The sequence below is a fragment of the Sedimenticola hydrogenitrophicus genome (assembly GCF_025175675.1).
In the GTDB taxonomy this organism is placed as follows: Bacteria; Pseudomonadota; Gammaproteobacteria; order Chromatiales; family Chromatiaceae; genus Sedimenticola; species Sedimenticola hydrogenitrophicus.
On sequence record NZ_JANIOA010000013.1, the window covers coordinates 15,466 to 30,734 of the forward strand.

Here is a 15,269-nt window from a genome sequence, read left to right on the forward strand (position 1 = left end):
CGTGGTGGGGCCGGAACCGATGCGCAAACGGGGTGTCTTTTCATGGGTAAGGGAAGGGCATAGAATGGCCGGCCGGACGCGCTTGTATCTGCAGGCCGTCCCCATCCGCTGAAGTGTCACATTATAAAAATCTGTCTGTTGAGTATGATGATGCGCAAGCTCTTGCCGTTGCTATTGCTGGTCCTGTTTTTCGGCGCCACACAGCTGATCTCTCACTTCAAGCCGGTTGCGACAAAGCGTGAGGCTCCCCCCACGCCGGTGATCGTGGTCGAGACTGCGCGGGTGGTGCCGCGCGATTATACCCCGGTGATCCACTCCTTCGGCCGGGTGCAGCCACGCACCGAGGGTGAACTGGTGGCCCAGGTATCGGGACAGATCATCGCCGTCAGTCGCAATTTCCGCGATGGCGGTTTTTTCGAGGCGGGCGAGACCCTGCTCACCATCGATCCCCGCGACTACAAGATCCAGGTGGATATCGCCGCCGCCGAACTGGCCAACGCCCAGGTGAATCTGCAGGAGCAGCAGGCACTGGCGGAGCAGGCCAGAAAGGATCGGGCGATCCTCAACCAGCGCGGACAGGCGTCGGATTATGCCCTGCGTAAACCGCAGATGGCGGCCGCCCGTTCCCAGATCGATGCCGCCCGGGCCAAACTGGCTCAGGCCAGGCTGGCGGTGGAACGCACCGAGATCAAGGCACCTTACGCCGGGCGGATCCTCTCGCGCGGCGTCGACCGCGGCGTGGTGGTCTCCGCCAACCAGGCGCTGGCGCGGATCTATGCTACCGACCGGGTGGAAGTGCGGTTGCCGCTGAAAAACAGCGAGCTGGGTTATGTGGAGCTGCCGGAAAATTATCGCAATAACGGCGCCGGCCAGAGTCATCTGCCCGCGGTCGGGATCATCAACAATCTGGGCAGCGCGCCGGAGCAGTGGCCGGCCACCCTGGTGCGTACCGCCGGGGCCATCGATGAGCAGAGTCAGCAGCTCTATGTGACCGCGCAGATCGACAACCCCTATGAAGAGGACAGGGACGGGCGGCGTCCACTCAAGATTGGCCAGTATGTGACCGCCCAGATTCAGGGTCGCACCCTGACCGATGCCATTGTCATCCCCAACTCGGCCATCTATCAGGGCAGCTATGTCTATCTGTTCGACCAGGGGGTGTTGCAGCGCCGGGAGATCACGGTGGCCTGGCAGAACAGCCGCGAGGCGCTGATCGGCAGCGGTCTGAAAGCGGACGAGCAGCTGGTGCTTACGCCCCTCGGCCAGGTCAGCAGCGGCACGCCGGTAAAACGCATGGGCGGCGACGTTGCGGAGCGGGGACCGGGGACTGCTGAACGGGCCAGCCGATCCGTGGAGCGGCAGGCCGAAGCCGCCGGCACGGCCGGCCGGACCCACCCATGATCGCCTGGTTTGCACGTAACCATGTGGCCGCCAACCTGCTGATGGTGAGCCTGCTGGTCATGGGCCTGATGTCGCTCTATCAGCGCATCCCGCTGGAGGTGTTTCCGACCCTGGAGGCGCAGCACGTCGATGTGGTGATCAACCTGCGCGGCGCCACCCCGGAGGATGCGGAACAGGGCATCGCCATCCTGGTGGAGGAGGCGGTGCAGGACCTGGAGGGGATCAAGGAGATCGTCAGCCGCTCGGCCGAGGGCACCGCCAGCATCGGCCTGGAGATCGACAGCGGTTACGATCCCCGGGAGCTGCTGGCGGATATCAAGAGCCGGGTCGACTCCATCAACAACCTGCCGGTCGAGGCGGAGAAGCCGGTGGTCAGCCTGGTCACCCGCCGGCGCGAGGTGATCACCGTGGCCGTGGCCGGTGACTACCCGGAGAAGGAGATACGCAACCTGGCCGACCGGGTGCGCAACGATCTGTTGCGAATCCCCGGCATCACCCAGGTGGAGCTGGATTCGGTGCGGGCTTATGAGATCGCCATCGAGGTAGCGGAAGACAGCCTGCGCCAGTACGGCATCAGCCTGCGCGAGGTGGCCGATGCAATCTCCCGCAGCGCACTGGATCTGTCGGCGGGCAACATCAAGGCCGAGGCGGGCGAGATCCTGATCCGCTCCAAGGGCCAGGCCTACCGGCGCGACCAGTTCGACGACATCATCGTGCTGACCCACCCCGACGGCAGTATCGTGCGGGTACGCGACCTGGCCCGGGTCAATGACGGCTTCGAGGAGGCCGCGCTGCGCAGCCGTTTCAATGGCAAGCTGGCCGCTTTCGTGGATGTGTACCGGGTGGGCGGGCAGAGTGCCATCGACGTGGCCGACAAGGTGAAGGCTTACGTGGCCGAGCGCCAGGCCGCGCTGCCCCAGGGGGTTGAGATGACCACCTGGCGCGATCGCTCCCGGATTGTCAAGAAGCGCCTGCGGACCCTCACCAACAACGCCATCCAGGGCGGTGTCCTGGTGCTGCTGCTGTTGACCCTGTTCCTGCGCCCCTCCATCGCCTTCTGGGTGTTCATCGGGGTGCCGGTCAGCTTCATGGGGGCCTTCGTGGCGATGCCGTTTTTCGATGTCAGCCTGAATGTGTTCAGCCTGTTCGCCTTCCTGCTGGTGCTGGGTATCGTGGTGGATGACGCCATCGTCACCGGCGAGAATGTCTACACCCATCTGCGCCACGCCGAGAGCGGGCTGGAAGCGGCGATCCGCGGCACCCGCGAGGTGGCCATTCCGGTCACCTTCGGCATCCTCACCACCATCGCGGCGTTTCTGCCGCTGGCCTTCATCGAGGGGCACCGCGGCCTGCTGTTCGCCCAGATCCCCATCGTGGTGATCCCGATCTTCCTGTTTTCGCTGATCGAATCCAAGTTCGTCCTGCCGGCTCACCTCAAGCACATCAAACTGCGTTCCGAGCGCGGCCGGCCGGGGCTGCTGGAGCGTTTCCAGCAGGGCTTCGCCGATGGTTTCGAGCGGGCGATCCTGCGTTATTACCGGCCGCTGCTGAAGACCGCCCTGGACAATCGCTGGGCCACCCTGGTGCTGTTTGCCGGCATCCTGCTGATTATGGTCACCCTGGCCACCACCGGCTGGACCCGCTTCACCTTCTGGCCGCGGGTGCAGAGTGAATTGGCGCGGGCCTCGCTCACCATGCCCACCGGCACCCCGTTCGAGGTGACCGACCGCTATGTCCGCAAGATCACCGATGCCGCCTTTGAGTTAAAGGAGAAGTACCGGGATTCGGACGGGCTGGATCTGGTACTGGATATCCAATCCACCACCGGTGCAAGTGGTTCGCGCGGCTCCGGCTCCCACACCGGGCTGGTGATGTTCGAGATCGTGGCGCCGGAAGATCGTACCTCGACGGTCACCAGTATCGAACTGGTACGCGAGTGGCGCAAGATGATCGGGGTGATTCCCGGCGCCGAGAACCTCACCTTCCGGGCGGAAATCGGGCGCATCTCGGACCCGATCGAGATCCAGTTCTCCGGTCTCGATTTCGCCACTCTCTCGGAAGTGGCGGACCAGACCAAGGCGCAGCTGGCGCTCTACCCGGCGGTGTTCGATATCAGCGACACCCTGTCGGACGGCAAGGAGGAGCTGCAGATCGAGTTGAAGGCCGAGGCCCACGCCCTCGGCCTGAGCCGATCCGACGTACTCAACCAGATCCGCAACGCCTTCTTCGGCTTTCAGGTGCAGCGTATCCAGCGCGGCCGGGATGACATCCGGGTGATGGTGCGGTATCCCGAGAGCGAGCGTAAATCGGTGACCAATCTGCAGGATCTGCGCATCACCAGCGCCACCGGCCTGAGCGTGCCGCTGGGCCAGGTGGTCACCCTGAAGCCGGGCAAGAGCCCCACCTCCATTATCCGCATCGACCGCTACCGCACCGTCAAGGTGGCCGCCGACATCAACAAGGCGACCGCCAACATGACCCTGATGCAGGGTGAACTGACCGATTACCTCGACAACCTGCTGTTGCAGTACCCCGGGGTCAACTACAGCTTCGAGGGCGAGCTGCGGGAGCAGCAGGAGTCGTTCGCCTCCATGGGTATCGGCCTGGGGATCATGCTGTTTGTGATCTATGGCCTGCTGGCGATTCCGTTCAAGTCCTATGTGCAACCGCTGGTGGTGATGTCGATCATCCCGTTCGGTGCCATCGGTGCCCTGGGGGGGCACTGGATCATGGGCATGGATCTCACCATGCTCAGCCTGCTGGGGATGATGGCCCTGGTGGGGGTGGTGGTGAACGACAGCCTGGTGCTGGTGGATTTCATCAACAACCACAAGCGCTCCAACGGCCTGCATGACGCCATCCTGAACGCCGGGGTGGCGCGCTTCCGTCCGGTGATGCTCACCTCCCTGACCACCTTCATCGGCCTGATGCCGCTGCTGTTCGAGCAGTCCACCCAGGCCCAGTTCCTGATCCCGATGGCGATCTCCCTCGGCTTCGGCATCCTCTTCGCCACCTTCATCACCCTGCTGCTGGTGCCGGTGAACTACCTGCTGATGGAACAGGGCATGGCCGGCTGGCACCGGCTGATGGGCCGATGAGGCTGCTGCATACCGCCGACTGGCACATCGGCCGTCAGTTCCATAACCTGTCGCTGCTGGAGGACCAGCGCCATGTCCTGGGGCAGATCACCGATCTGATCGAATCGCGACAGGTGGACGTGCTGCTGGTGGCCGGTGACATCTACGACCGCTCGGTGCCGCCGGCCGCCGCCGTGGCGCTGCTGGACGAGGTGTTGAACCGCATCTGCCTGGACCTGGGGGTGCCGGTGATCATGATCGCGGGCAACCACGACGGTCCGGAAAGGCTCGCCTTCGGCGCCCGCCACCTGAGTCGGGCCGGACTGCACATCGTCACCCACCTGTCGCCGGAGCCGGAGCCGATCCTGCTGGGTAAACCGGGCCGTGAAGTGGCCTTCTACGCCCTCCCTTATGCCGATCCGGCCAGCGTCCGCCAGCTGTTCGACAACGACGTGGCCAGCCATGATGAGGCGATGGCATTCCTCACCCGGCGGATCCTGGAACACCATGCCGGGCGTGGCCCCTGCGTGCTGTTGAGCCACTGTTTCCTGGCCGGGGGCGAGGTCTCGGAGTCGGAACGGCCGCTCTCCATCGGCGGTGCCGAGTGGGTCTCAGCGGACCATTTCAAAGGCTTCGATTATGTGGCCCTGGGCCATCTGCACGGGCGCCAGTGCCGCGGCGCGGAGCATATCCGCTACGCCGGCTCGATCCTCAAATACTCCTTCTCCGAGACCCGCCATCACAAGTCGGTGACACTGGTGGATCTGGATGATGCCGGTGCGAGTCACATCGAGCAGGTGGAGCTGCAGCCGCTGCACGACATGCGCATCCTCGAAGGTGAACTGGATCCGCTGCTGGCACAGGGCCGGGATGACCCGCAGCGCGACGACTACCTGCTGGTGCGCCTCAACGATCGCCACGCCATCCTCGATATCATGGGCAAGCTGCGGACGGTCTATCCCAACGTGCTGCACCTGGAGCGTCCGGGACTGATGGTCGGTGGAGCGCAGCGCAGCCTGCAGCGGGACCAGCTCAAACGTGGTGAACTGGCCATGTTCCGGGACTTCTACCGCCAGGTCCGGGGAGAAGAGCTGAGTGCGGAGCAGCAGTCCCTGATTTCCGGACTCCTGGAACAGATCCACCGGGGAGATGAGGCCTAGTGCGCCCCCTGAGCCTCACCCTCTCCGCCTTCGGGCCGTTCCAGGCGTCCGAAACCATCCCCTTTGAACGGCTGGGCGAGAGCCCGCTGTTCCTGATCAACGGCCCCACCGGCTCGGGCAAGACCACCCTCCTCGATGCCATCTGTTTTGCCCTCTATGGCCGCACCACCGGCAATGAGCGGGAGGGGAGCCAGATGCGCTGTGACCATGCCGCCGCCGATACCCTGACCGAGGTGATCTTCAGTTTCGAGCTGGCCGGCCGTGGTTACCGGATCCGCCGGGTGCCGGAACAGCAACGGCCCAAGGCCCGCGGGGAGGGCACTACCACCCAGGCGGCCGAGGCGCAGCTCTGGGCCATCGATCCGGCGGGGGAAGAGCAACTGCTGGTCCCCGCCAAGGTGACCGAGGCAACCCGGGAGATCGAACAGCTTACCGGACTCAGCGTGGAACAGTTCCGCCAGGTGATGGTGCTGCCCCAGGGCAAGTTCCGCGAGCTGCTGCTGGCGGAATCGAAGGCGCGGGAGGAGATCTTCAGCCAGCTGTTCCAGACCCGCATCTACCGCCAGCTGGAGGAGCGGCTGAAGGCGCAGTCGGCCGGGATCCGGCGCGAGGTGGAGCAGGGCAGGCATGTCCAGCAGGGGATCCTGCGGGGAATCGGTCTGGAATCCCGGGATGAACTGGATGAGGCACTACGCGACCTTCAGCCCGCGCTGGCGGAGGCCGCTGACGCGCGCCAGGCGGCGGAGCGGCAGCATGGCCAGGCGCAGCAGGCGCTGCAGCAGGCCAGGCACCTCCAGGAGGGATTCGGACGGCTGGATAAACTGCTTCAGGCGCAGGCCGAACTGGTGCGGCACCAGCCGGAGATCGAATGCCTGCGGCAGCGGCTGCTGTGGGCGGAGCAGGCCGAAAGAATCAAGCCCCGGTGCGACGGCTGGCTGGCCGCGCATGAGACGCTGAAAGCGGCGGCAAGCAAGCGGCAACGGGCGCAACAGGTGCTGGATGATGCCGTCAAGGTGCTGACCGGGTCGGCAGCGGCACTGCAAGACAGCGAGCGGCTGGACGGCTTGCTGGATAACGCCAAGCAACAATTGACCAACCTGCAGGGATATCAGCAGCGTGCCGTCCAGCTGGCGGAGGCGACCCGTCGCTTGCAGGAGACCCAGGCCGTCGAACAGACGGCCCTGGAGGTACAGCACCGGCAGCAGGCGGAACTGCAACGGATCAGCCGGCAGCGCGAGCAGCTGCACAGCGAACGGAGTCAACAGCAACAGTCCCTGAACCAGTTGACGGACGCCCCGCTGCAGCTCAAGCAGATCAGCGATCAGGTGCGGGACCGGCGCGCGCTGGATGAGCTGACCCGGCAACGCGACCGGCAACGGCAGAGCCTGGAGGCGGCCGAACAGGAGGGCAAGCGGCTGGCCGCCGACCATCTGCAGCGGACCAACCAGTGCAAGCGGGTCGAGCTGGCCTGGCATCAGGGGCAAGCGGCCCTGCTGGCCCGGGAGCTGGAGCCCGAGCGGCCCTGTCCGGTCTGCGGCAGCCGGGAACATCCGGCGCCCGCCGAATCGCCCACCGAATCGCCCGCCGATCTGCCGGGCGATCTGTCGAGCGATCTGTCTAGTCAGGCCGCCCTGGAGCAGGCGCGCCAGGCCGTACAGGCGGCCCAGGAGCGGCTGAACGAGGCCCGCGATGCCTACACCCGAAAAAAGGGCGAGGCGACGGGGCTGGAGGCCCGCATAAGCGAACTGGAGCAGCGGCTCGGCGCGGCGGTGGCCGAATCCCTGGCGGCGTTGCAGGACCGGCAGGCGCACCTGCAGCAGGCGTTGGAGACGCTGCAGTCGGTTCGGCAACGCTTGCAGGCACTCGACGCCGACGAGAGCCGGCTGAAGCAGGGCGAGGCGTCACGACGTGCGGATCTGGAAACCGCCAACGAACGGCTGGCGGCGGCGCACGCCGCCGTGGCCGCCGCCGCCAGTGAGCTGACGAGTGCTGGGCAGGAGCTGCCGACCGCCTACCGCGAGCCGGGTGCGCTCGAGCGGGCGATCGCCGAGAGCGGGGCCGAGGTGGAGCGGCTGAGCGCCACCATTGCCGCCGTGCGCTCGCAATACCAGCAGGCCACCGAAGCGCACGCATCGGCGCGGGCCACCTGTCAGTCAGCCGACGAGTCGCAGCTGACGGCGCAGGCGGCGCTGCAGCAGGCGGAAACACAATGGACCGAGGCGCTGGGCGCCAGTCCCTTTGCCGATCAGGGGGCGTTTGAGCAGGCCCGGCTCGAAGCGCGGGAACAAACGGCACTGCAGCAGGCGCTGCAGGAGCATGAGGCGTCCTGCCAGCAGACCGCCGGGGCGCTGCGGCAGCAACAGGCCGCCCTGGAGGGACACTCCGCACCGGATATCCCGGCCCGGGAGCGGCAACTTGCAACGGCCACCGAACTGAAGGAGCAGGCCGATCAGGCGTGGCGGCAATTGGACAGTCGCCAGGGGCAGTTGCAGGGTGCGGCGCAGAAGCTGGCGGAGAGCGAGCGCCAGTGCGCCGCGCTGGAGCAGCAGTACGCACTGATCGGCACCCTGAGCGAGGTGGCCAATGGCCAGACCGGCGACAAGATCAGCCTGCAGCGCTTCGTGCTCAGCGTGCTGCTGGATGATGTGCTGGTGGAGGCGAGCCGGCGCCTGCAACTGATGAGCAAGGGGCGCTACCAGCTGTTGCGCAAGAGCGAACGTGCCAAGGGCAACCTCGCCTCGGGCCTGGAGCTGGAGGTGGAGGACGCCTATTCCGGCAAGTGCCGCCCGGTGGCCACCCTCTCCGGCGGGGAGAGCTTCCTGGCCGCCCTCTCCCTGGCGTTGGGACTCTCCGACGTGGTGCAGGCCTACTCCGGGGGGATACGCCTCGACACCCTGTTCATCGACGAGGGCTTCGGTTCGCTCGATCCCGAATCCCTCGACCTGGCGATCCGTGCCCTGATCGACCTGCAATCCTCCGGCCGCATGGTCGGCGTCATCTCCCATGTGGCCGAGCTGAAGGAACAGATGTCGCTGCGCCTGGATGTCAGCAGTAGCCGTGCGGGGAGCCGGGTGACACTGGTGGCTCCCTGAACGGCTCCCTCATCGGCCGAGGGCCAGGCACCGACCGCTGCGCAGAACTGATCTACAATGGGATAACCGATTGGATGGGGTTGCGTAAGGGGTCGGAGTCAAATTTGATCAAGGAAACGGGGCATCTCATACGACAATGTCCATCAAATTTGACTCCGACCCCTGTCCTGTACCGACCCCTGTCCTGAGATTGAAGTAGTACCAGGCGAAACCCGAAGGCGATGACAGAGGAGCAGTCATGAACAAGAGATGGGTAGCACTTCCCCTGCTGGTATTGACGACCGGCGCGGTGATAGCCGCCGGCGGCGTCAGCGTGATCAGCGTCAATGGCGCCAATGGCGCCTGGATCGGCTATAGCGACGGCAGCGTGCGCTTCTGTACCGGGGGTGGCGGCACCGCCATACCGTACTGGCAAAACTGCACCATCGCGGTCGAGGCGAACGGCTCTGCCGTGACCGATATCGGCAACAGCGACCAGCGTGCCTGGATCGGCCATGCCGATGGCCGCCTGCGCTACTGCAAAGAGAGCGGCAGTGACCAGAATCCGGTGGCCGAGTGTGTCGATGTGAAATCCTGAGCGATCATCGCCGCGGGGGCGCCGCTCCTACTGGTGAACCGCCCACCTGGCCCTGCCCTTTACCCATTAAGTGGGCTGGACTGTATCCGGACGTAGGATGGGTGGAGCGCCCCCCATGAACTCTCCGCCGGCTCCGTCTCCGGCGCGCAACCCTTCGCGCATCTGCTCCGCATCCGAAGATGGGTTACGGCGCGTCCGACCACCGCGAACAACCGTCAACAAGGGTTCCGCGCCTCCACCCATCCTACACGTGTGTTCATGGGCATTTGTGGGTAAAGGGTAACCTGGCCTGTAGGAGGCTTGCCCCGGGCCGATGGGCCGGCACACTCAGCTGTTTAGGACATGCCGGAGAGTAGTTTCCATGCGTTGCACGCTTTCATAGCCCTCGGCAATCGCCTCGCCGGCACGGTCAAACTCCAGCAGGCCGAGCTGGCCCAGCCGTGGCGACAGCAGGACATCGGGCGGGTCGCCCGCCATCCGGCTTTTGGTGATGCGGTCCTGCATGATGTTGATCGAACTGGCCATGACCTCGAATAGTCCCGGTGCCGTCTCCCCGCCTCTTTTCTCGCGGGTCCATTTGGCCAATGTCGATTCGAGCATGCCGGAGTTGAGTTTCTTCAGCAGCTGATTGAACAGGTCCCGCTCCTGGCCGCCGAAGAGCTGTTTCTGTTGTGCCCGGGTTTTCAGGTGGCGCCCGATAAGGTCACTGTTGAGATTGGCCGCAATGATCACATCGGCACCCATCGCCCGGCACAGCGAGATCGGTACCGGATTGGTCAGGCCGCCGTCCACCAACCAGCGGTCGTTCAGGTGAATGGGGGAGAACAGGCCGGGCAGCGCGATCGAGGCACGCACCGCGGTGGGCAGCGGGCCCTCCTGCAGCCATACCTCACGACCGCTGGCCAGATCGGTGGCCACGGCGGCGAAGGGCAGGGGCAGCTCCTCAATATTGGCATCCCTGAGCTTGTCCTCAAACGACGCCATCAGGCTGTCGCCTTCAATCAGCCCGCCCGCCATCTTTACATCCAGCAGCCGTACCACATCCCAGAAGCTGAGTCCCTTGACCCACTGCTCCAGGGCGTCGAGATGGCCGCCGCAGTAGGCGGCGCCCACCAGTGCGCCGACTGAGCAACCGGCGACGATATCGGGTTTGATTCCCTGCTCCTCCAGCGCTCGAATCACGCCGATGTGTGCCCAGCCACGGGCTGAACCACTGCCCAGGGCCAGGCCGATCTTCATGTTTTTCATGGCCTCTCTTCCCGATCACCGAACTCCCATACAGGAAAGATTACACGGAGAGTGTGGAATTGGGTACTGCCGTTGACCCGCTTCCGCTTGCTACTATTGGTCAGGCCCGCCGGGAGCATTACACGTTCGTCTGGAGATGCCAGCCCCGCCACCGCGAATTCAGAACAATTGTGTAATACGCCCAACCCCCCAGACTCCCGGTCCTCATTCCATCCGCATGCGGCCTTCTTAGACTTTTGTTGTATTGAGCAGCTCCTTGCAGCGGGCTTAATGTTCACCGGTCACGATATAACCATACAAAATATATGTTATTGGTCGTCGGAATCGGGGTGTTCTGGCCGTCGGCTGGCGGCGTTGATTGCGGCGAATTAATTTAACGGAGGAAGTGTGTTGCGAAGAATAACGCTGAATGTGAGCGGGTTACTGCCGGTACCCCTGGCCTTATTGCTGGCGGGCGCCGCTGTATCGGCACAGGCACAGGATGCTGATCTCCTGAGAGATATCACGGTCCAGGCAACGCGTGTGGACAAGTCGCTCTACAAGGTGCCTGCGTCCGTCGGCTACGTGGACGCGGATGATATCCAGTTTGGCAGGCAGCAATTGGGACTCGACGAATCCTTGGTCAAGATCCCGGGATTGTTCATGCAGAATCGCTACAACTTCGCGCAGGACCTGCGTATCTCCATTCGCGGTTTCGGTTCCAGATCGTCGTTCGGTATCCGCGGCATCAAACTCTACGTGGACGGGATTCCGGCCACCCTGCCCGATGGTCAGGGCGGGGTTGACAGTATCGACATCGGCTCCCTGGATCGTATTGAAGTGGTTCGCGGTCCCGCTTCCTCACTCTACGGTACCGCCTCCGGCGGTGTTATCAACATGTATACCGAAGATGGTCCCGAGGACCAGCCGTTTATTGAGGCGCGCACCAGTTTTGGCTCGTACAAGTTTCGCAAGCATCAGCTCAAGGCCGGGGGGCAGGCGGATCGGCTCAACTACCTGGTGAACTTGTCCAGGCTGGAGCTGGATGGCTACCGGGATCACAGCAAGACCGAAAACGTGCTTCTGAACACCAAGTTTCGTTACGATATCGATCCGAGCTCCGATGTGACCCTCACCTTGAATGCCGTCGACTCGCCGGAGGCGGATGATCCCGGCGGGTTGCGCAGAACCGGCAATGCCTTCAATGTGGATATCTCCACGCCCAGTGCCGCGCAGCGCAACAATCTGCGCTTCGATGCCGGGGAGTCGGTCAAGCAACAGCAACTGGGACTGCTCTACAACAAGTCGATCGGTGACCGGCACCAGTTCACGCTTCGCAACTACTACGTGTTTCGTGATTTCGATGCCAAACTTCCGTTCGGCTATTTTGGCGGCCCACTGGTGCCTTCGGGAGGTATTATTGACCTGCAACGCTTTTTCGTCGGTGGCGGCGGTCAGTACAGCTATACGGACGTGCTCTCCGGAATGAAAAACCGCTTTACGGTGGGACTGGATATTGATAACCAGATGGATGAGCGGGTTAACTTCACCAATATTATCGACAGCAATGTGATCGGGCCCAAGTCGCTCGACCAGGACGAGGATGTCTTTAGTTGGGGGCTCTTCATGCAGAATGAACTGGCCCTCAGTGACTCGTTGGAACTGACCCTGGGGGCTCGCTATGACGAGGTGGAGTTTGACTTCAGCGACCACCATTTTGTGGATGGTAGCGATGATTCAGGAAACATCACGTTCAGTGAGATAAGCCCGCGAGTCGGCCTGATGTGGAGTCTCGGCAACGCGCTCAATGTCTACGGCAATCTGGGTACTTCGTTCGAGACGCCCAGCAGCCGTGAATTCGCCAATCCCACCGCGGCGGGTGGATTCAATCCGGATCTGAAGGCACAGACCGCGGTCAACTACGAGCTGGGTATCAAGGGTGCGCTCTCTCCCCGAAGTGACTACGAGCTGGCGCTGTTTCGCATCGAGACCGACAACGAATTGATCCTGGCGGGGCAGAATCCGGGCGGATCGGATTTCTACACCAACGCCGGTGAGACCTTGCGCCACGGCCTGGAGGCCAGTGTCAACCTGCAGCCAATGCCGGGGGTGAATTTGTCGCTCGCCTATACCTACTCAGACTTTGAATTCAGCCGTTTCACAGATGCTGGCGGCACCTCGTTCAAGGACAACAGGATTCCGGGTATCCCCGAGCACGCCGCCTTTGCCGAGCTGGCCTACTATGCCCCTTCCGGTTTTTATGCCATCTGGGATACCCAGTATGTGGACAAGGTGTTTGTGGATAACGCCAACTCCGACAGCGCCAGCAGCTACGCCGTCTCGAACCTGCGCCTTGGCTATAGCCGGTATTACGGCGATACCGAGGTCACCACATTCCTGGGGATCAACAACATTTTTGACAAGCAGTATATCGGCAGTGTGCGGGTGAACGAGGCCAATAGCCGTTACTTTGAACCGGCACCCGAGCGGAATCTGTTTGCGGGTATCGCGGTGCAGTTTAATTAGGGTTTGCGCAAGGTAACTTCACCCGGTCTATAAGTGATTGGCCTGCCTTGTTGGCCGATCTTGATCCAGCCATCGTGTGAGGCCGGCAAGGCAGGCCGATCACTCCGTGAGTAGCTACCGCGCAAGAATAATTCCGTAGTCAAGTAGGGTGGGCACGTTTTTTGTGCCCACGCGGATGAAACGGCACAGAGTCAGCGCCGTCACCTACTGATCTTCCACCGTCAGATAAACCAGCGTCTGATTCAACAGTTGATAGGCAATTTCACCAAATGTGAAAGGGCCGGTGATATTGGCTGTTCGTTTCCCCTCCAGGTCCATATAGAGATAGTTGAGTATGCAGTTACAGGAGAACACCCAACTGCCGCCCGCGTCGGGCGTGACCGCCATGAATTCATCAATATAGTCAACCACTGGTGCGGCCAGCTTGTAATCCACGCCACTGAACACCGGGGCGTAAAACTCCACCATGCCCCGCTCGCTGTCCGAACCCTTGATGCTGACATTGACCATGGCACCGCTGTAATCCGCGACCAGCGGCAGGCGCGTATCGATCTCTTGTTGCCGCAGATAATCGGCGAAGTTTCCCGTTGCGCCATCAATCAGACAGTCCCCCGCGCTAAAACCGGAATCAGCAAAGCGGAAGGTGTGTCCTTCACCCTGCTGGAAGAGGTTGACGATATCCAGTTGCGCCATTTTTGTTTCCGGGAGTCTGACGTGCATCGCCACCGCCCGGTTGTCCCAAGGCTCACCATCCAGGCCATTGATCACCTTTGGGGTGACTGACCCAGCGTCATCCAGGTGATGCCCGGATACCCAGCCGATAATCGGTTTTAAGAAAATATCCTCGTAGTCCGGCGCATTTTTTGCGTAGGACGAAAGAATCTCACTGCCGCCGGGAAGGATAATGAGAGAGAAGCCGTTATCCGGTGCCTCGTTCACCAGTGCCGGCAAATTGTGTGTGCTGTAACTTCTGATATCGATCCTGCTCCCGATGCCGGAGAGATCATTGATATACAGCTTGTCGCGGGTCACCGTGCCGCCGCGCTGATCCATGAAGTAGGGTATGGTTCCACCAATCCAGTTGCCCCGGGGCAACTGTTTTAGCAGCGATTCATCACCGGCGATGGCCAGCGCACGGCCGTCGTCGATCAACTCAACGGCCCGTTGTAGTGAGACCAGGCCTTGAGATCCGCTTGTGGCTTGCATTATCACATCTGCTCCATCTGTTGTCGCGCCCGGCTGAAGGGTTTGAGTTGTCCGAGTTCATGTTGCAGGGATCGCTGGTGCCGGACAAAGTACTTGCGCAGTTCCCGGCGGCGCATGTTTCTGACCTCGTCCGAATCAGCATTGACATACTGGCTGCGCACCCGGCTGATCAACAGTTTCAGGCCCAACTGGCGTATGTTGATCTCGCTCTCATTGCTGATGACCCGGTGCCATACCGGGTCCTCGGCGATTGGGATGTCGCTTTCCGGTTCGGGCGTTGTGATGGTGGCTGTATCGCGAATGTCCGGAGCCCGGGGCGCGGGCTCCGGCTTCTGTACGGTGCCGCCATCCAGTGAGTGCTTCAGCCGCCAGACATCCTCCAGGTCCACGTTCAGCAGGCCGCAGACCACGCCATAGGCTGTTCGCTCGCCGAGCAACTCCAGTATCCGTTGGGTAAGCGCGCGGGTAAACGGCAGGCCCTTCCTGCCAATCCAGGGGCAGTCATGATCGGCGCTCTGTTCACTGATTGCGGTATGGATATAGGTTCTGAATCCGCCCATCCCCAGATGCTGCCAGACCTGCTCTTCGCCGGCAGCGGCCCGGCCGCCAGGGATCGGTTTGAACCAGCGGTTCCGCTCCCGTTCCCCGATCCAGATATCGACCCGCTGACGGTTGATATCCTGTTTTGCCCTGGTGATGCACCACGGCGCCTCTATCCCCAGAATGCGTTCACAGAACACAAGATCAAACATGGTTCCTCCCTGTGTTTATGATTGTCATGGCAAGAGCCGGTGTTGCAAGCGGGCGGCCCTCTCCCTGTCCACGGGTGGGTTCCAGCCTTCATCGCCCGAATAAACCACCTATTCCCGTATGGTAACCCCGCATCAGCCTGCAACCATTCAACTTTAGGTGAAGAGGGGGCCACAGGCTTGAGACCGGGTTATCACATTGCTACCGGGGCCTGTCGAAGTCCGGAGGTTTGAATCCTTTCGCGTTCAGTGTT

Annotated in this window: 9 protein-coding genes; 6 read left to right on the forward strand and 3 right to left on the reverse strand. The window is 62.6% G+C overall.

Annotated features, from left to right (window positions below):
• Positions 1 to 150: 150 nt before the first annotated feature.
• The 5 genes from NPX02_RS08895 to NPX02_RS08920 all read left to right on the forward strand — a co-directional run bounded on the left by NPX02_RS08895 (position 151) and on the right by NPX02_RS08920 (position 9,307).
• Positions 151 to 1,401, forward strand: a complete 1,251-nt coding sequence (locus tag NPX02_RS08895) for an efflux RND transporter periplasmic adaptor subunit (protein WP_260293174.1) — start codon at positions 151 to 153, stop codon at positions 1,399 to 1,401.
• On the forward strand, positions 1,398 to 4,499 hold the full coding sequence (locus tag NPX02_RS08900) for an efflux RND transporter permease subunit (RefSeq protein ID WP_260293175.1): 3,102 nt from the start codon (positions 1,398 to 1,400) through the stop codon (positions 4,497 to 4,499). The genes NPX02_RS08895 and NPX02_RS08900 overlap by 4 nt, the downstream gene beginning before the upstream one ends.
• Entirely contained in the window at positions 4,496 to 5,638 is a 1,143-nt protein-coding gene (locus NPX02_RS08905) for an exonuclease SbcCD subunit D (protein ID WP_260293176.1), read from the forward strand. Before NPX02_RS08900 ends, NPX02_RS08905 begins: the two co-directional genes overlap by 4 nt.
• Positions 5,638 to 8,730 carry an SMC family ATPase gene (locus NPX02_RS21355; RefSeq protein WP_335342543.1) on the forward strand — a complete coding sequence of 1,031 codons (3,093 nt, stop codon included), beginning with the start codon at positions 5,638 to 5,640 and terminating at the stop codon, positions 8,728 to 8,730. The genes NPX02_RS08905 and NPX02_RS21355 overlap by 1 nt, the downstream gene beginning before the upstream one ends.
• Positions 8,731 to 8,968: 238 nt before the next feature.
• On the forward strand, positions 8,969 to 9,307 hold the full coding sequence (locus NPX02_RS08920) for a hypothetical protein (RefSeq protein ID WP_260293177.1): 339 nt from the start codon (positions 8,969 to 8,971) through the stop codon (positions 9,305 to 9,307).
• A gap of 327 nt (positions 9,308 to 9,634) precedes the next feature.
• On the opposite strand, the gene rssA is transcribed toward NPX02_RS08920, so the two are convergent.
• On the reverse strand, positions 9,635 to 10,555 hold the full coding sequence (gene rssA / locus NPX02_RS08925; protein ID WP_260293178.1) for a patatin-like phospholipase RssA: 921 nt from the start codon (positions 10,553 to 10,555) through the stop codon (positions 9,635 to 9,637).
• A 387-nt stretch (positions 10,556 to 10,942) separates the two neighbouring features.
• Here rssA and NPX02_RS08930 point away from each other — a divergent pair, with 387 nt between their 5' ends.
• The gene (locus tag NPX02_RS08930; protein ID WP_260293179.1) at positions 10,943 to 13,060 is read left to right on the forward strand and encodes a TonB-dependent receptor family protein; all 2,118 of its coding nucleotides are present in this window, start codon (positions 10,943 to 10,945) and stop codon (positions 13,058 to 13,060) included.
• 204 nt (positions 13,061 to 13,264) lie between these two features.
• Here the strand turns inward: NPX02_RS08930 and NPX02_RS08935 are convergent, their stop codons facing one another.
• Both NPX02_RS08935 and NPX02_RS08940 read right to left on the reverse strand, forming a co-directional pair.
• On the reverse strand, positions 13,265 to 14,266 hold the full coding sequence (locus tag NPX02_RS08935; protein ID WP_260293180.1) for a DUF6976 family protein: 1,002 nt from the start codon (positions 14,264 to 14,266) through the stop codon (positions 13,265 to 13,267).
• A 2-nt stretch (positions 14,267 to 14,268) separates the two neighbouring features.
• Positions 14,269 to 15,018, reverse strand: a complete 750-nt coding sequence (locus NPX02_RS08940) for a hypothetical protein (protein WP_260293181.1) — start codon at positions 15,016 to 15,018, stop codon at positions 14,269 to 14,271.
• Positions 15,019 to 15,269 lie beyond the last annotated feature (251 nt).